This window comes from Streptomyces sp. NPDC127129 (assembly GCF_042671585.1).
GTDB lineage: Bacteria > Actinomycetota > Actinomycetes > Streptomycetales > Streptomycetaceae > Streptomyces.
On sequence record NZ_JBHXTV010000002.1, the window covers coordinates 248,970 to 266,467 of the forward strand.

Annotated in this window: 13 protein-coding genes; 4 read left to right on the plus strand and 9 right to left on the minus strand. The window is 72.6% G+C overall.

Annotation, left to right across the window (positions count from 1 at the left end; all coding sequences use genetic code 11):
• Positions 1 to 17 precede the first annotated feature (17 nt).
• The gene (locus ACFVGW_RS04470; RefSeq protein ID WP_385850739.1) at positions 18 to 1,868 is read right to left on the minus strand and encodes a glycoside hydrolase family 15 protein; all 1,851 of its coding nucleotides are present in this window, start codon (positions 1,866 to 1,868) and stop codon (positions 18 to 20) included.
• A 281-nt stretch (positions 1,869 to 2,149) separates the two neighbouring features.
• On the opposite strand from ACFVGW_RS04470, the gene ACFVGW_RS04475 reads away from it, so the two are divergent.
• Positions 2,150 to 3,436 carry a DUF2254 domain-containing protein gene (locus ACFVGW_RS04475; RefSeq protein WP_385850740.1) on the plus strand — a complete coding sequence of 429 codons (1,287 nt, stop codon included), beginning with the start codon at positions 2,150 to 2,152 and terminating at the stop codon, positions 3,434 to 3,436.
• A 21-nt stretch (positions 3,437 to 3,457) separates the two neighbouring features.
• Here the strand turns inward: ACFVGW_RS04475 and ACFVGW_RS04480 are convergent, their stop codons facing one another.
• From ACFVGW_RS04480 to ACFVGW_RS04510, 7 genes are all read right to left on the minus strand, one after another.
• Positions 3,458 to 4,753, minus strand: coding sequence for an MFS transporter (locus ACFVGW_RS04480; RefSeq protein ID WP_385850741.1), 1,296 nt, complete (start codon positions 4,751 to 4,753; stop codon positions 3,458 to 3,460).
• Positions 4,750 to 6,135 carry a GH1 family beta-glucosidase gene (locus ACFVGW_RS04485; protein WP_385850742.1) on the minus strand — a complete coding sequence of 462 codons (1,386 nt, stop codon included), beginning with the start codon at positions 6,133 to 6,135 and terminating at the stop codon, positions 4,750 to 4,752. The genes ACFVGW_RS04480 and ACFVGW_RS04485 overlap by 4 nt, the downstream gene beginning before the upstream one ends.
• Positions 6,136 to 6,302: 167 nt before the next feature.
• On the minus strand, positions 6,303 to 7,808 hold the full coding sequence (locus tag ACFVGW_RS04490; protein WP_385850743.1) for a long-chain fatty acid--CoA ligase: 1,506 nt from the start codon (positions 7,806 to 7,808) through the stop codon (positions 6,303 to 6,305).
• Positions 7,809 to 7,868: 60 nt separating this feature from the next.
• Complete coding sequence (locus ACFVGW_RS04495; RefSeq protein ID WP_385850744.1) at positions 7,869 to 9,596, minus strand: aldehyde dehydrogenase family protein; 1,728 nt, start codon at positions 9,594 to 9,596, stop codon at positions 7,869 to 7,871.
• A 53-nt stretch (positions 9,597 to 9,649) separates the two neighbouring features.
• A complete protein-coding gene (locus ACFVGW_RS04500; RefSeq protein WP_385850745.1) occupies positions 9,650 to 11,008 on the minus strand; it encodes an MFS transporter in 1,359 nt (452 codons plus the stop codon).
• 196 nt (positions 11,009 to 11,204) lie between these two features.
• Positions 11,205 to 12,125, minus strand: a complete 921-nt coding sequence (locus ACFVGW_RS04505; RefSeq protein WP_385850746.1) for a TauD/TfdA dioxygenase family protein — start codon at positions 12,123 to 12,125, stop codon at positions 11,205 to 11,207.
• Between the two features lie 149 nt (positions 12,126 to 12,274).
• On the minus strand, positions 12,275 to 12,880 hold the full coding sequence (locus ACFVGW_RS04510; protein ID WP_383220744.1) for a TetR/AcrR family transcriptional regulator: 606 nt from the start codon (positions 12,878 to 12,880) through the stop codon (positions 12,275 to 12,277).
• 111 nt (positions 12,881 to 12,991) lie between these two features.
• On the opposite strand from ACFVGW_RS04510, the gene ACFVGW_RS04515 reads away from it, so the two are divergent.
• Positions 12,992 to 13,609, plus strand: coding sequence for a TetR/AcrR family transcriptional regulator (locus tag ACFVGW_RS04515; protein ID WP_385850747.1), 618 nt, complete (start codon positions 12,992 to 12,994; stop codon positions 13,607 to 13,609).
• A 160-nt stretch (positions 13,610 to 13,769) separates the two neighbouring features.
• Positions 13,770 to 15,443 carry an acyl-CoA dehydrogenase family protein gene (locus ACFVGW_RS04520; protein ID WP_385850748.1) on the plus strand — a complete coding sequence of 558 codons (1,674 nt, stop codon included), beginning with the start codon at positions 13,770 to 13,772 and terminating at the stop codon, positions 15,441 to 15,443.
• A 58-nt stretch (positions 15,444 to 15,501) separates the two neighbouring features.
• Here the strand turns inward: ACFVGW_RS04520 and ACFVGW_RS04525 are convergent, their stop codons facing one another.
• Positions 15,502 to 16,527, minus strand: a complete 1,026-nt coding sequence (locus ACFVGW_RS04525) for a GlxA family transcriptional regulator (protein ID WP_385850749.1) — start codon at positions 16,525 to 16,527, stop codon at positions 15,502 to 15,504.
• Positions 16,528 to 16,636: 109 nt separating this feature from the next.
• On the opposite strand from ACFVGW_RS04525, the gene ACFVGW_RS04530 reads away from it, so the two are divergent.
• Positions 16,637 to 17,464 (plus strand): dienelactone hydrolase family protein, encoded by an 828-nt coding sequence (locus ACFVGW_RS04530; protein ID WP_385850750.1) that lies wholly within the window; start codon positions 16,637 to 16,639, stop codon positions 17,462 to 17,464.
• The last annotated feature ends 34 nt before the right edge of the window (positions 17,465 to 17,498 follow it).

Consider the following 17,498-nt stretch of genomic DNA (forward strand, 5'->3'; position numbering starts at 1 on the left):
GGCGGCGGCTCCGCGGGCTACACCTCGGGCCGCCGTTCCTCCCGGAGTATCCGGTCCAGGGTGATCGCCGCGTCGATCAGCGCGAGATGGGTGAAGGCCTGGGGGAAGTTGCCCAACTGGCGTCCCGTCAGGTCGATCTCCTCGGAGTACAGGCCCAGGTGGTTGGCGTACGTGAGCATCTTCTCCAGCACCAGGCGGGCCATGTCGGTGCGTCCGGCCCGCGCCAGGGCGTCGACGTACATGAAGGTGCACAGGGAGAAGGTTCCCTCGGAGCCGCGCAGTCCGTCGGGGGACGCCTCGGGGTTGTAGCGGTAGACGAGGCTGTCGCTGACCAGCTCTCTCTCCATCGCGTCCAGGGTCGTCTTCCACATGGGGTCGTCCGGTGTGAGGAAGCCGACCGTCGGCATGCGCAGCAGCGCGGAGTCGAGCACGTCGTCGCCGTAGTGCTGGACGAAGGCCTGCTTCGTGGGGTCCCAGCCCCGGTCGAACACCTGCCTGTAGATCGCGTCGCGCGCTTCCACCCAGCGTCCGCCGGCCGCGGGGCGGCCGTCGTCGCGGGCCATCCGCAGAGCACGGTCGAAGGCCACCCAGGACATCACGCGGCCGTAGGTGAAGTCCTTCCGGCCGCCCCGCGTCTCCCAGAGCCCTTCGCCGGGCTGGTCCCAGTGGTCGACCAGCCAGTCGAGCAGGGTGTGCAGCGCCTTCCAGCCCCCGTGGTCGAGATGCATGCCGTGTTCGTGCGCGAAGTAGATGCTGTCGAGCGCCTCACCGTAGATGTCCAGCTGGAGCTGGGTCGCCGCCCCGTTGCCGATGCGGACCGGGGCCGAGCCGCGGTACCCCTCCCAGTGCTCGAGGGTCTCCTCGACCAGATCGGCGGATCCGTCGACCCGGTACATGATGTTCAGCGGTCCGGAGCCGTTCGTCCGGCCGACCTTCTCCTTCACCCGGTCGTGCAGCCAGTTGATGAAGGCGGACGCCTCTTCCTTGAATCCGAGGCCCAGCAGGGCGTACACCGAGAACGAGGCGTCACGGATCCAGGTGAACCGGTAGTCCCAGTTGCGCTCTCCGCCCAGCTGCTCGGGAAGTCCCGCCGTGGGGGCGGCGACCAGGGCGCCGGTCGGCGCGTACGTCAGGAGCTTCAGCGTCACGGCCGAGCGTTCCACCGCCTCCCGCCAGCGGCCGGAGTAGGTGGACTGGCCCAGCCAGGAGCGCCAGAAGCGGACCGTCTCGTGGAAAAGCCGGTCGAACTCCTCCGCGCGGACCTCCTGCGGGGGCCCTCCGGGGGAGGATTCCATGATCAGGCCGCGCTGCTGCCCCGCCCGCAGGGTCAGGGAGAAGCGCACGTCGTTGTCGTCGGCCGAGAGGACGTTGAGCAGCCGTTCGTCCTCCGGCTCGCGGACGGCGTGGAGGGCGAGGTCCAGGCCTTCGGAGGTGAACACGGCCCCGTGCTCCGTGAGGTGCAGCTCGTGGGGCTTGCGGCCGTAGTCGAAGCGGGGCGCGATCTCCCCTTCGAACGTCATACTGCCGCGTACGCAGCGGAGCATGCGGACGAGACGGTGCCGGTCGGTCGCGGTCGTCCCGGTCACCGGCATGGAGTCGACGACCTCCCCCGCCCCTGCCTCGGTCATGAAGCGGGTCACCAGAACGGCGGTGTCCGGATGGTAGAGCTGCTTGGTGGTGAACGTGCCCGCGGCCGGCCGCACGCTGAAGTGGCCCCCCTTGGCGTGGTCGAGCAGAGCGCCGAAGACGCTGGGCGAATCGAAGCGCGGACAACAGAACCAGTCGATCGTCGCTTCGGTCGTCACGAGCGCTGCCGTCTGCAGATCACCGATCAGGCCGTGGTCCTCGATCAGGGGATAGTCGTCCATCGTGGACCCCTTTCAGCCCCGGTCGACGACACTCGGGGCACCGTCGCGGCGCGGCCGAAGTGCGCCGGGCGCCACCCGATCAGCTTAGGGCGCCGACGCCTGTCCGTCCTGGCAGGGACGTACAGGCCGGTCCTGGCACGGAGTCGTACGAGGTGGCGTCGGTGCTCCCGCTGCGCGGGGGCGGGAATCGCCCTACCGTGAGGTGAGGGCGGTCCCGTGGCGGAACCGTCCGTCGTGTGTGCCGCGAGCGCACCTGAATCCTCCGGTGAAGGGGGCGTGGCGTGGGTGGCAGGACGTCCTGGGCTGCCAGATTCAGGCTGCGGCAGTACGTCAAGGCGAGCCTGTGGATCGTGCCGATGCTCGGTCTCGTCCTGGGCGTCCTTCTCGCCGAGCTCGCCCTGGCCGCAGACGAAACGAATCGGCCGCCGAGCGGCTGGCACTACTCCGCCACGACCGCGAGCGGGGTGCTGGCAGCCATCGTGGGCGCGATGGTGGCGCTGCTGGGGTTCGTCGTGACCATCGGCGTGCTGGTGGTGCAGCAGGCCACGGGGACCCTCTCCCCCCGGTACATGCGCCTCTGGTACCGGGACCGGCTGCAGAAAGCGGTCCTGGCGACCTTCACCGGAACGTTCGCGTTCGCCTTCTCCCTGTTGCGCAGCATCGAGTCCGACTCGGTTCCGGACCTCGGCGTCACGCTGGCCGGCGCGGCCGTGGCCGTCAGTCTCGTGCTCCTCCTCGTCTACCTCAACCGGTTCACCCACAGTCTCAGGCCGGTGGCCATCGCCGAGCTGGTGGCGCACATGGGAGGGGCCGTGCTCACGAAGGGCATCGCGGCGATCCGGAGCGCCGCGCCCCGCGAACCCCTGTCCGAACCGTCCGACCGCGCGGTGACACGCATCCGTGCGGCGCGGGGAGGCGTCATCCAGGCTGTCGACGCGTCCGGTCTGGTCGCGGAGGCGGCGCGCCACGACTGCGTCTTCGTCGTGACCCGGCTGATCGGGGACTTCGTGCCGCCCGGCGCGGTGCTCGTCGAGGTCCACGGCGGCACGTCCGAACCGGATCCGGAGCGGGTCGCCGGTCTCATCGCCCTCGGCTCCGAGCGCACCATCGAGCAGGACCCCGCGTTCGCTCTGCGGGTCCTCGTCGACATCGCCATCCGGGCGCTGTCCCCGGCGGTGAACGACCCGACGACAGCCGTGCAGGTGCTCAACTACGTGGAGTGGTTCCTGCACACGGTGGGCAGGACGCATCTCCCCGGTCGCTATGTGCTGGCCGACGGTCAAGGGGACGCCCGGCTCGTGCTCCCGGGGCGTGACTGGGACAACTACCTGCAGCTCGCCGTCTGCGAGATCCTGGCCTACGGAGGCTCGTCCGTTCAGGTCTGTCGCAGGCTCCGGGCCATGCTCGACGGTCTGCTCGACTCCCTGCCGGCGCAACAGCATCCCGCGGTGAGGGCGCAGTCGAGCATGCTGCAGGAATCGGTCGAGCGGGAGTTCACCGATCCGGCCCGCCGGGCGCTCGCGCAGCAGCCCGACCTCCAGGGCATCGGCGGGCAGTACGCCTCCTGACGCCCCGTCCAGGCGTCCGTGTCAGGGGACCGAGCGGATGCGGCGTACGAGGACCGAGCCCGCGAGGGCCAGGGCTCCGGCGAGCGCGTACAGGGCGGTGTACCCGCCGGCGTGGGTGACGACGGGGGCGGCGATCACGGGAGCCAGCACCTGGGGCAGCGCGTTGGCGATGTTGATGACGCCCAGGTCCTTGCCCCGGTCCTCCGCCGTCGGCAGCACGTCCGTGAGCAGGGCGAAGTCCACGGCCGTGTAGACGCCGAACCCGAGACCGAGCACGAGCGAGGCGACGACCGCGCCGGTCCAGGTCTGCCAGACGGCGAGCAGCAGGGTGGCCGCGGAGATGACCAGACCCGACCAGATCACGTACGACTTCCGCCGGCCACTGCGGTCCGACCGGATGCCGCTGATCACGACCGTGGAGAGCAGGGTGAGCGCGTTGAGGGCCGTGAGGATCAGGACGCCGTTGTCCGCGTCGCCCTCGTAGCGCACGGCGTCGGTCAGGTAGTAGAGCAGGTACATCGTGCTGATGGAGTACGACAGGTTCATCAGGAACCGGGTGAGCCAGGCCCAGCCGAAGTCGGGGTGACGCCTCGGGTCGATCCAGAAGCCGGCGAGGAACGTCCGCCACCGGAAGACCGGCCGGTCGGCGGCGCGGAGCGGGGTGTCGCGCCGCATCAGCACGTACGGAAGGGCCGCGACCACGGAGAAGACCGCGCAGGCCAGGTATCCGGCTGTCACTCCCCCGGCGGCCGTGGCCAGCGCCGTGCCCGCCAGGATTCCGCCGACCTGGGAGACGCCGAGCCACCCGCCGACCAGACCGCGCTGCCGCTGGGGCACCTGGTCGGGGACGGCCGCGGTGAGCGCGGCGAAGGCCGCGTTGAGGGCGAGTTGCACCAGACACCAGCCCGCGACCACGGTCGCGACGCTCTGCGCCCCGGCGAGGACGTGCAGCCCGGCCGCCCCGCCAGTCACCCCGCCGACCACCCAGGGGATGCGCCGGCCGACGGACGCGGTCGTCCGGTCGGACAGCGCGCCGAAGACGGGGTTGGCGACCATCGACACGGCGGCCCCGACACCCGTCACCAGGGCGAGGGTGGAGGCCTTGTGGTCGGGTGTGAGGTGCTCGGCCTGGCGGGCCAGGAGCAGTTGGAGAGGGCCGAACCAGCCCACCCAGACCCCGAGGTTGGCGAGGGACAGCGCGCTCACCCACCGCCCGCCGACCGGGCGGGCGGGCTCGGCGGCCGACTGCGCGGGCTCAGCGGCCGGCTGCGCGGGCTCGGCCGAGGTGCCTTCCGACGCGGCCCCCTCGGCAGTCATCTGCCGCTCTTGATGAGGTCGCGGTACCAGGCGTACGACTCCTTGGGCGTCCGCGCCAGCGTCTCGTAGTCGACGTGGACGAGCCCGAACCGCTGCCGGTACCCCTCCGCCCACTCGAAGTTGTCGAGAATGGACCAGATGAAGTAGCCGCGGACGTCGGCGCCCTCCGCCATCGCCTCGTGGAGCGCGCGCACATGGCCGTCGTGGTAGGCGATCCGGCGGGCGTCGTCGACGCGCCCGGTCTCGGGGTCCGGCCCGTCACCGTACGAGCAGCCGTTCTCGGTGATGTACACGGGCGGCAGCCGGTCGCCGTAGCGCTCGCGCATGGTGGCGAGCAGTTCGCGCAGTCCGTCCGGGACCACCGGCCAGCCGAAGTCGGTGAGTTCGCGTCCTTCGATCTGCCGGATGCCGAAGGGGAGGTCCGCCGGCAGGTCGATGCCGCCGAAGGACGAGGAGGAAGCGGAGGGGTCGGCGGCGGGCTGCGGGGCGCCGACGAGCATCGGGTTGTAGTAGTTGATGCCGTACCAGTCGAGCGGTGTCGAGATCGTCTTGAGGTCCTCGGCCACGGGGCCGGGGAGCAGCGCGGCCAGGCCCTCGTCCGGGTAGGCGCCGGTCAGGAGGGGGTCGGCGAAGAGGCGGTTCGTGAGGGTGTCGTACAGCGCGGCGGCCTCCCGGTCGCCGTCGCTGTCCCCGGCGGTCCAGACGGGACTGTGGGAGACGGCGATGCCGACCTGGCGGGCGCCCGCGGCGCGCAGGGCCTGCACTCCCATGCCGTGGGCCAGGAGCTGGTGGTGGGCCGCGGGCAGGGCGTCGAAGACGAGACTCCGGCCCGGGGCGTGCTCGCCGAGGCCGTAGCCGAGCAGGGTCACCTCGGCGGGCTCGTTGATCGTGATCCACATGGGCACACGGTCGGCGAGCCGTTCCGCGACCACCGAGGCGTACGACGCGAACCGTTCGGCGGTGTCGCGGTCGAGCCAGCCGCCGCCCTTCTCCAGGGCGAGCGGGGTGTCCCAGTGGAAGAGCGTGGGCACCGGGGCGATCCCCGAGGCGCACAGTTCGTCGACGAGCCGGTCGTAGAAGTCGAGCCCCTTGTCGTTGACCCGCCCGTGGCCGTCGGGCAGGACGCGGGACCAGGAGACGGAGAACCGGTAGGCGCCGACGCCCAGTTCGGCCATCAGCGCCACGTCCTCGCGGTAGCGCCGGTAGTGGTCGGTGGCCACGCCCGCGTGCGAGCCGTCCTTGACGCGCCCGCGTTCCGCGGTGAAGGCGTCCCAGCAGGAGGGGCCTCGGCCGTCGGCCGTGAGCGAGCCTTCGATCTGGAAGGCGGAGGCGGAGACTCCCCACAGGAAGCCGGGCGGGAACGCGGGGACGGGCGCTGTCATGGGGACTCGCTTCGATCGCCGGGGTGCTGGTCGCACACGGCACTTTCGGGCCCCGAGGTCTGCCCTGTCAATGGAAAGTGAACAATTCTCAGCTTTACCTTGATCCCCGCTCCCCGCCCGGACGGGGCACCCCGCCGCGTCTCGCACGCCGGGCCGACAGGCCGTGCTCACGCGCCGCCGAAGTCGATCTCCCTCTTCAGGATCTTGCCGGTGGCACCCTTCGGCAGCGCCTCCACCAGCCGGATCTCGCGCGGGTACTTGTACGGCGCCACCCGTTCCCGTACGAACTCCCGCAGCTCGTCGGCCGTGACGTCCGCTCCCGGGCGCGGTGCGACGGCCGCCGCGACCTCCTCGCCGAGGGTCGGATGCGGCACGCCGACGACCGCCGCCTCGGCGACGGCGGGGTGCTCGTACAGCACCTCCTCCACCTCTCGCGGGTAGACGTTGAAGCCGCCGCGGATGATGAGGTCCTTCTTCCGGTCGACGATGTAGTAGTAGCCGTCCTCGTCGACGCGCGCGAGGTCACCGGTGCGCAGCCAGCCGTCCTGGAGCGCCTCCGCCGTGGCCTCCGGACGGCCGAGGTAGCCCTTCATCACGTTGTGGCCGCGCACGCACAGCTCTCCGACACCGTCGCGGACGTCGGTCAGGCGCAGCTCGACACCCTCGATCGGGGTGCCCACCGACCCGGGCTTGCGCGGGCGGTCGAGGTGGTTGAAGGAGGCGACGGGCGAGGTCTCGGACATCCCGAAGCCTTCCAGGACAGGCGCGTCGAAGGCCTTCTCGAACCCGAGAAGCACCTCGACCGGCAGCGACGCGCCTCCGGACAGGCAGAGGCGCAGGGTGGCGGTGTCGTACGCCTCGGGCTCAGCCGTACGGGCCGCGAGCAGCGCGGCGTACATCGTGGGCACGCCGGCGAAGACCGTGACGCCCCGGTCCTGAACGGTCCGCAGTGCGTCGGCCGGATCGAAACGGGCCGTCAGGGTCAGTCGCGCGCCGGCCACGACGGCGGCGTTCATGGCGCAGGTCTGGCCGAAGGTGTGGAACAGCGGCAGGCTGCCGAGGATCACGTCCTCGGGGGTGAGGCGGATCAGCGAGCGCGCGCAGATCTCGGCGTTGCGCGCCACGTTGGCGTGGGTGAGTTCGGCGCCCTTCGGGGAGCCGGTGGTGCCGGAGGTGTAGAGCAGTACGGCGGTGTCGTCGTCCGCGCGAGGCTGAGGAGCGGCCGGTTCCGAGTGCTCTGCGAGCAGGCCGGTGAGCGTGCCCGGCCCGAGCGGGACCACGGTCGCGACGACCCCCTGGGGGTCTTCGGTGGCACACGCAGCCTCGATGGCACGCGCAGCCTCGGCGGCGCACGCCTCGTGGGCGAACAGCAGCACCGCCCCGGAGTCCCGCAGGTAGTGGGCGATCTCCCGGGACTTCAGGAGCGGATTCATCGGGACGACGACGGCGCCGGCGCGCAGGATGCCGTAGTACAGGACGGGGAAGTCGAGGCTGTTGGGCAGCATCACCGCCACGCGGTCGCCGGGGTTGACGCCGCGGGCGGTGAGCAGCGCGGCGGCCCGGCCGGAGGCACGGTCGAGTTCGGCGTAGGTGAGGGCGCTGCCGCCCAGCTCGACAGCGGTACGGGGGCCGTGTTCGGCGGCGGTGCGGAGCAGGATGTCGGCGAGGTTCATGCGGCGGCTTTCGGGTCCGGGGATGGTCGGTCGGGAGAGGGTCGGGGAGGGTCGTGGGCTTCAGCCGCGCAAGGCGGAGGCGAAGAGAGCCGGGAGCTTGGCGACGGAGGGTGCCGTCGTGAAGCGGGTCAGCCGTTCGAGGGTCGTCAGGGCGGTGCGGTGGGTCACGAAGTACGGCGGACGCGGCGCCAGTGACGGCGAGCCGGTGAACAGGCCGCGAGGGGCGGGCGCGAACGGCGAGCGGAGCACCGTCTTCTCGACGTCTTCCAGCAGGAACGCGTTGTGCACGAAGCCGATGCCGCTGCCGATGTCCTGCCGGGTGTGGCCGGGGTACGCACCCCAGGGCGTGTACCCGAGCAGGAAGCCGGTCGCGCACCAGGCGTTGACGCCGACGGTGCCGTACCGAAGCTGCTCGACGGCGGAGTCGACGGCGGCACGGTGGGCGCGCTCGGTCGCGGGATGGACGATGAGCGTGGCGCCCAGGGTGCCGGGCAGCTTGTCGTTGGCGAAGACGACGGCCTCGCGGAGGAACGCGTCCGGGGTCGCGCCCGGCAGCCTGACCACGCCGAGTGCGCTCCCGAAGACCTCGTCGGTGAGCAGGACGTCGTCCTCGGCGGTGACGTCGGGGACGAGCACCCGGCACGTCCCGTCGCCGAGCACCTCGGCCCGCGGGTGGGCCGCCAGGACCGCGTCCAGCCTGCTCTCCGCGCCCGGGTAGTAGTCGGCGCGCGGCGGGAGTTCGCGCAACACCCGGCGGATCTCCCCGAGCAGCCGGTCGCCGCCCTCCCAGTCGCGGGGCAGGATCAGGATCTGGCTGGCGACGCAGTTGTGGCCCGAGTTGTTCATCTTGCTGGTGACGATGTGTTCGGCCTGGTACCGGAAGTCGGCGACGCTCCAGTCGCCCGGCGCCACGATGCACGGTGTGACGCCGCCGAGTTCGCTGCTGAAGGGCTTGCCGTTCAGGGGCGTGTCGGTGCGGCGGCGCTCGGCGGCCTGCTCGTCCGTGCCCCACACGATCGCGTCGTGCGTGCGCTCGCTTCCGGTGACGTGGATGGTGTCGACGTGGTCGTGGGCGGCGAGGTACGCGCCGGTGTCGGCCCCTCCGTCGACGAAGCGCACCCAGCCCCGGTCGACGAACTCGCCGAAGACGTACGCGAAGTGGGGCCGGAGGTAGTCGTTGACCGGGTTCATCTTGGCGAGGACGGTCTGGCCCTCGGCGTAGAGCTTGTACAGGATGTCGAGCGGTGTGATGGCCGCGACGTTCCCGGCGCCCAGCACCAGCGCGACGGCGGGGCGGCCGGCGCGCCCCCGGTACTCCCCGGCGGCGCGGTCGAGGACCTGCCGCGCCGTGGTGCCGGGCTTGGTCCACACCTGCGCCGTCGTGCCGTTCTGGAGCAGGGTGTCCCAGCCGGTTGCGGGGAAGACGTCCACGACGGCGCGCCCGCCGCGCTCGTGCACGGCGCCCGGGTCCACGGGAGGCCTGCCGGCGGCGATCCGGTGCAGGACGTGCAGTTGGGCGCTCACCCCTTGAGCGAGGGCCCAGGGAGCGCCGATCCAGTCCTCGGCGGCCCACGGGGAGTCGGGGGCGAAGCCCTTGGCCTCGGCGGCGTCCGCGACCATCGCCGCGGCGCGCTCGGCGATCCTCGGGAGCAGACGCTCCAGCAGCGCTGTCCGCTCCTCGATCGGGGTGGCGGCCCAGGTCCCGGCACCTGCCCGCAGATCGGCGACGGCGCGGTCGAGGTGTGCGGTGTCGAGGTGTGCGGTGTCGAGGGCGGAGACGGAGGTCATGGGGCTTCAACTCCTGATCGAGGGGGTGCGGTCGAGCTGCCGGGGAGTGGGGCTCAGGTGCCCAGCCGTGCCCGGTCGCGGGACGGGTCGACGAGGGTGGCGGAGAGCAGCCCACCGACGAGCAGCATCGCGCCGGTGATGACGACGGCGTTCTGGTAGCCGTCCGTGCCCTGCGTGTCGACCATGACGCCGACGAGGGCCGGAGCCGCCAGTCCCGCCGTGGTGACCACGGCGTTCATCACCCCGAGGGCCCCACTGGCGCGGGCGGGCGGGGCGAGTTCGGAGACGGTGGTGGCCGCGACGGCGGCGTACGAACCGGCCAGGCCGAATCCGACGGCCAGCAGCGCGGTCTTGGCACCGGCACCGTCCACCAGGGGGACGCCGAGGCAGACGAGTCCGCCCAGAGCGAGCGCCGCACCGCCGACGCCGCCGCGCGCCCACCTGGTGCTGACGCCGCGCCGCATCAGCCATCCGGTGACACCCGCCTGCGTCAGCAGGACGACCGCGCCCATGACCCACGGGAGCACCACGAGACGGCCCGCCTGGGCGGAGGAGTAACCGAGTCCGTTGTGCAGGTAGGAGGGCAGCCAGACCAGCATCAGCGCGACGCCCCAGTAGCAGGTGAAGTACGCGGCGGTGACGGCGAGCCAGGTGGGGGTGGAGAAGATGCGCCGGTAGGGGACGCGCTTGCCGGCGGATTCGAGGGCTCCGGTCGGGGTGGCGGTGTCGCAGGGCGGGGTGGCGGTGCCGGTCGGGGTAGCGGTGCCTCCGGGCGAGGCGTCGGCGGTCCGATGCGTTCCGGTGCCGCCGAGGAAGTACCAGGCCACCGCCCAGAGCAGCCCGACCGCGGCGAGCGCCCACAGGGCCGTGCGCCAGTGGTGGTGGTCGATGATCCAGGTGAGCCCGGGCGCCGCGGTGATCACGCCGAGGGTGATCCCGAGGGTGACCAGGGCGCCGGGAAGGTTGCGACGGTGGTCGGGGAACCAGCTGAACGTGGCGTGCTGGGCGACCGGGAACGCGGGGCCCTCGGCGGCGCCGAGCACGATCCGGGAGCCGATCAGCACGGCGAGCCCGCCGCCGACGGCGGGCGGCACCTGGGCGACCGACCACAGCAGGGCCATGATCAGGATCACCGTGGTGGGACGGACCTTGTCGGCGTACATGCCGACCACGACGGCGGCGACCGAGAAGAGCAGGAAGAACGCGCTGTTGGCGAGGCCGAACTGGGTGGCGCTGAGGCCCAGATCGGCGCGGATCTCGTCGGCAGCCAGTCCCAGCACGGACTTGTCCGCGAAGTTGATCATCATGAAGACGACGAGGAGACCGGTGACGGTCCAGGCACGGGACCTGGTGCTGCGGTCTTCCGGCGTCGCGTCGCCGAGCTGCCTCGACGTGGTGCCAGCGGCGGACACGGATCCTCCGGAGGGGTGCGGCCGACGTCGTCGCCGGGCGGGGAGGGCGGGGAAAGCGGGAGAGCGGGAGGGCGGCGAAGGGCCGATGGAGCAAGGAGGAAGGCCGACCGGGACCGCGGGTCCGGGGCGCGCGGCCGGCCCCGGACCGGGATCCAGCCCCGGACCGGGATCCGGCCCGGACCGGGACGGCGCGCGATCAGGCGAAGGGGACGCCTTCGATCGCGATGCGCTCCATCACCCGGCGCCGCGGGTAGTAGTCGTTGATCGCGTAGTGCTGGGTGGCGATGTTGTCCCAGATGGCGATCGAGTCGGCCTCCCAGTGGAAGCGGACCTGGTACTCGGGGATGCGGGCCTGCAGCACCAGCTCGTCCACGAGTTCACGGCTCTCGGCGTCCGACAGGCCGACGATGCGGGTGGTGAAGGGCTCGTTGACGTAGAGCGTCCGGCGGCCGCTGCGCGGATGGCGCACGACGACCGGGTGCTCGACCTGCGGCCAGTTCGCACGGAAGGCCGCCTTCTGCGCGTCGTTCATCAGGGCGCCCCAGCTGGGCTCCCAGTCGTGGACCGCGGTGAGGCCCTCGATCCGCTCCTTGAGCTCTGCCGAGAGGTTGTCGTACGCGGCGCCCATGTCCGCCCACATCGTGTCGCCACCGGCGGCCGGCACCTCGATGGCGCGGAGCACCGAGCCGAGGGCCGGGTTGGCCATGAAGGAGTGGTCGCTGTGCCAGATGTTCTTGTTCCCCTTGGACGTGGCGTCCTTGGCGAGGCGCGAGACCCCGGCGTGCTCGGTGCCGGGGAAGAACGGGTTGGGCTCCGGCGGGCCCCAGACGCCGGCCAGTGCGAGATGGTGCTCGGCCGTGAAGCCGGTCTGGCCGCGGAAGAAGACCACCTTCCACTCCAGCAGCGCCTGCCGCAGCTCCTCGGCGAGAGCCTCGCCGATCCCCCGGGTGAGGTCGACGCCGCCGAGCACGGCGCCGAAGTGCGGAGTGAGCGGGGTGAGGTCGAGGAGCTCGTACCGGCTCTCCGGTGTGCCGGGCGACACGCGGTCCAGCACACGTGTCCCGTAGTGCATCAGAGGCTTGTCGAGTACGGGCTTGGGGGCGACGACGGCGTCCATGATCCCTCCGAACGGCTCAAAGATTCGATACCGGCAGTATTGATATGTGGCGACGCCGTCGGCAAGGGGTTGCGGCCCTTGAATTCAAAACTGACGGTAACGAAACTGTCGACCCGCGGAACCCGCCGGGTGAACGCCGGGGAGTCCGGTCAGGGAGCGGCGCCGACGGCACGGCCGACGAGGTCGACCACCGAGTCCACCAGCCGCTCGTCGGGCATCCGCTGCTCGGCGACCATCCGGAACACGAGCGAGGAGGCGACCAGCGTCACCGTCGCGTCCACGTCGACGTCCGGGCGGACGTCGCCCCGGACGATCCCCCGCTCGACGATGTTCCGCATCTCCCCCGTGACCCGCGCGGTGTACTCCCCGTAGGCGCCGCGCTCGGAGCCCGCCTCGGCCGCGGCGGCGATCACGCCGGCCAGCAGCCGGTCGACCCCCGGCATGCGGTACGCCTCCAGACGCGCCGTGAGCACGGCCCGCAGCTCGGCACGGAAGTCCCCCATGTCCGGAACGGACAGGGGACCGACCCGCCACTCGGCGGCGGCGATGACGAGGTCCTGCTTGGTCGGCCAACGCCGGTACATCGACGGCTTGCTGACCCCCGCGCGGGCGGCCACGGCGTCCATCGTGACCGCGCCCATGCCCTGCTCGGCCACCAGCGCGACGACAGCCTCCAGCACCGCGCGGGTGACCCGCTCCTCCCGGGGCCGGCCGGGACCTCGCCCGCCACCCCGCCCCGCCTGCTCGTCGACCATGCCCCGACCCTACGGGCGACGACGATGATCACCCAATCCGGCCACGCGGACGGACGGTCCGGTGCCTCCGCACGTCTGGCGTGAAGGTCTGAACGGTGATTCACTATTTCCATGGCATACCGCAAGACCCCGGCCGAGCTGGCCCGGCTCAGCAGCACACGGGAGCATCTCGTGCAGCAGGCCACCGACGTCGTGGCCGACGTGGGCTGGGCGCAGGCGTCGGTGAACGCCGTCGCGGCCGCCGCCGGCATCGCGGCCGGCTCGGTCTACCAGCACTTCCCCTCCAAGGCGGCGCTGGCCGTCGAGGTCTTCCGGCGCGCTTCCGGCCGTGAGGTCGAGGTGCTGGGCGAGGTGCTGCGCAGCCCGGGTGACCCCGTCGAGCGCCTCACCCGAGGTGTCGAGGTGTTCGCCCGTCGGTCGCTCGAACGCCGCGGCCTGGCCTACGCCCTGCTCGCGGCGCCCGCCGAACCCGCCGTCGGTGCGGAGCGCCTGGAGTACCGGCGCCGGTACCGGACGCTGTTCGCCGAGGTCGTCGGCGAAGGGGTGGCCTCGGGCACACTGCCGCCGCAGAACGCGGAGGTCACCGCCGCCGCCCTGACCGGTGCCATCGGCGAGGTACTGGTCGATCCGCTCGGCGCCCCGGACGGGGACTCCGCCGAAGCGCTCGTCGCCGAGCTGACCGCCATGTCACTGCGCTGCCTGGGCGCCGGACAGGTCCCTGCCGGCTGACCGGCCCGTCACCTCCCCGCGCGGAGCACGACCGCCCCGCGCGGAGCATGACCGCACCGCCCGTCCCGACGCACCGCCCGTCCCGACACCCCGCCCGTCCTGACGCACCGCCCGTCCCGACGCACCGCCCCTTCTCCCGACGACCGCGAAGGACTCGATCATGACCACCACCGCCGGCGCGCGCCCGGTCAGCAACCCCACCGCACGCACCCACGAGGTGACGAACCAGGCGCCTCCGCTGGTCGGCCACGACGTCGCCGAGGACCCGGTCCTGCTGGAGGGCGTACGGCGGGAGGGCGCCGGATGGTACGTCGACGACCTGCACCGGATCGGCCGCCGCACCGGCAGCGAGGAGGTCCAGCGGTGGGCCGAGGAGGCCAACCGGTACGAGCCGGTGCTGCGCACCCACGACCGCTACGGCCATCGCGTCGACGAGGTCGACTTCCACCCGTCGTACCACGCCCTGATGGAGGTCGCGGTCGGTGAGGGCCTGGCCGGCGCCCCCTGGGCCGACGATCGGCCCGGCGTCCATGTGGCGCGCGCCGCGGGCTTCATGGTGTGGAGCTCCGCCGAGGCGGGACACGGCTGTCCGGTGTCGATGACGTACGCCGTGGTGCCGGCGCTGCGCCATTCCCCCGAACTGGCCGCACAGTACGTGCCGTTGCTGACCAGCCGTGAGTACGACCCGGTCCTGCGGGCGCCCGGCGCCAAGCGCGGCCTCCTGGCCGGGATGGGCATGACCGAGAAGCAGGGAGGCACCGACGTACGGGCCAATACGACGACGGCGGTGCCGTCGGCCGACGGGAGCTGGCGGCTGCGCGGCCACAAGTGGTTCACCAGCGCCCCGATGAACGACCTGTTCCTCGTCCTCGCCCAGGCGCCCGGCGGGCTGTCCTGCTTCCTCGTCCCCCGTGTGCTGCCCGACGGCGGTCGCAACACCTTCCGCATCCAACGGCTCAAGGACAAGCTCGGCAACCGCTCCAACGCCAGCAGCGAGCCCGAGTTCGACGACACCGTGGCCTGGCTGGTCGGCGAGGAGGGCAAGGGGGTGCGGACCATCATCGACATGGTGACCATGACCCGGCTCGACTGCATTCTCGGCTCCGCCTCCGGCACGCGCGCGGCCCTCGCCCAGGCCGCCCACCACGCCCGCCACCGCTCGGTGTTCGGCGCCAAGCTCATCGACCAGCCCTTGATGCGCAACGTCCTCGCCGACCTGGCCCTGGAGTCGGAGGCCGCCACCACCCTCGCCCTGCGGGTCGCGGGCGCGGCCGACCGCGCCCATCGCGGCGACGCCGGCGAGCGGGCGTTCCTCCGCCTGGCCACGGCGGTCGGCAAGTACTGGGTCTGCAAGCGCCAGCCGGCGGCCGTCGCCGAGGCCCTGGAGTGTCTGGGCGGCAACGGCTACGACGAGGCCTCGGGCATGCCCCGGCTGTACCGCGAGGCCCCGCTCAACGGCATCTGGGAGGGCTCGGGCAACGTCAACGCCCTCGACGTGCTGCGCGCCCTGCTCCGCGAGCCGGAATCGCTGGAGGCCTTCCGCGCCGAGGTGGAGGCGGCGGCGGGCGCCGACGCCCGGCTCGACGCGGCGTGGCGGGAGGTGCTGGGCGAGCTGGCCCGGCCGGAGGACGCCGAGCTGCGCGCCCGGCGCCTGGTGGAGCGCCTTGCCCTCGTCCTCCAGGGCTCCCTGCTCGTACGGCACGCCCCCGCACCGGTGGCGGACGCCTTCTGCGCCTCCAGGCTGGCCGGCGACCGGGGTCTGGCCTTCGGCACGCTGCCGGCGGGCACCGACCTCGCGTCGGTCGTCGAACGGCTCCCGGCAGGAGTGGGGTGAACCGGGCGGCCGGGCGCGTGCCCGCTCCGAACGGCGGCGAGGTGGACGGGCCCGTCCGTCAGTCGTCGTCCTTCGGGGCGAGCACCCGGTCCGCGCGGCGGAAGGCGGCGCGGTAGGTGCTCGGGCGGTGGCCGGTGTGGCGGGCGAAAAGGGCGGCGAAGGTGCCGGGGTCCCGGTAGCCGACGGCCGCGGCGACGGCGGCGACGGTACGGTCGGTGGTCTCCAGGAGGTGGCGGGCGCGGCGGACCCGGGCGGCCTGGAGATGGGCCAGGGGGCTGCGACCGGTCTCCTCGGCGAAGCGTCGCAGCAGCGTGCGGGTGCTGACCCGGAAGGCGCCCGCGAGCGCGGCGAGGTCGTACCGCTCGGCGAGGTTCTGGTCGAGCCGCCGCATGACCCGCTGGGAGAACTCGCTGCCGGGCTGCGGCAGAAGCCGCGGGTCGACGTACGGCGTCTGGGAGGTCCGGGCGTCGTCGAGGAGTGCCACCCGCGCGGTGGTCCGGGCCACCCGGGCGCCGCTGTGCCGGCGGATCAGGTCGAGCGCGAAGTCGTACATGGCGCTGAAGGCGGCCGTGGTCGTCACACCCGTGTCGGTGACGACCAGGTGCTCGGGGCAGACGTCGGCCTCCGGGCAGTGCCTGGCCAGTTCGGCGGCGTGCAGCCATGAGGTGGTGGCCCGGCGCCCGTCGAGGATCCCGGCCTCGGCGAGCAGGAACGCACCGACGCAGAGGGAGACGACCGCGGCGCCCGAGTCGGCCAGCGCGCGGATCGCCGCGGTCTCGGGGGCCAGCCCGGCGAGCGTGGCGTCGAGGTCCGTGGCCGGGGCCAGTTCGAAGCCGGGGACGACGAGCACGTCGACCTCGCGCAGCGGACGCACGTCCAGGCTCACGCCGCCCGAGGCGGTGACCCGGCGGCGCGGGGACACGATCGAGACCCGGTAGCCGGGCGCCTCCGGGCCGGCGACGTGCTCGGCCATCGTCAGCAGGTCGGGCACCCCGAAGACTTCGGACGCGAAGCAGCCCGGGTAGGCGAGGACGCCGACCCTCAGCGCACCCGGCCCGCCGCCCTCACGCTCCCCCTCCGTCACCGGCCGCACCCCCGTCCCCGCTCCGTTCGACGTCGCGTGGCGAGATTACCCCTGGCCCTGGCGATCCGGCCCCTCAACGTGTCGCCGGGCGGCGGGCGACGCTGTCTCCATGAGTGACGATCCGATCAGCGACTTCACCCGCCGGAGCGTGGCCGTGGAGGAGGTGGAGAAGACGGTGTACATGGCCGGGGCAGGTCCCGCGGTCGTGGTGCTGCCCGAGATGCCGGGGATCAGTCCGGACGTCCTGCGGCTCGCCCGCTGGGTGCGGGACGCGGGCTTCACCGTCCACGTGCCCTCGCTCTTCGGCAGGGACGGCGCCTTCCCCACCGTCGAGGACGGCCGCGAGGTCGTCCGCCGCGCCTGCGTCAGCAGGGAGTTCCGTGCCTTCGCCGGCGGCGGCACCAGCCCGGTGACGACCTGGCTGCGCGGCCTCGCCCGCCAGGCCCACGCGGAGTGCGGAGGGCCCGGGGTGGGCGCCATCGGCCTCTGCTTCACCGGCAACTTCGCCCTCACCATGGCCCTGGAGCCGGCGGTCGTCGCCCCGGTGGTCAACCACCCGTCGCTCCCGCTCGACGACCCCGGCGGCCTCGAACTCGACGCGGCGGACGCCCGCGCGATCCGTGACCGGCTCGACCGCGACGGACTCACGGTCCTCGCCTACCGCTTCGAGGGCGACCGCTGGTGCGGGCGAGAGCGCTTCGCCGCCTACCGGGCGCTCCTCGGCGACGCGTTCGACGGCCGCGTCCTCCCGGACAGCGCCGCCAACCCGAGCCCGCCGCCCTTCTTCGCCGACCTGGTCGGCACCCCGCACAGCGTGGTCACGGCCCACCTCGTCGACGCCTCGGGCCACCCCACGATCCGGGCCCGCGACGAGATTCTCGCCTTCCTCGCCGACCGCCTGCACCCGCGGGGAGAGCGGGCGTCCACGGACGGGTGAGCCCGGGCCGACGTTCTCGGCTCACCACTGTCGG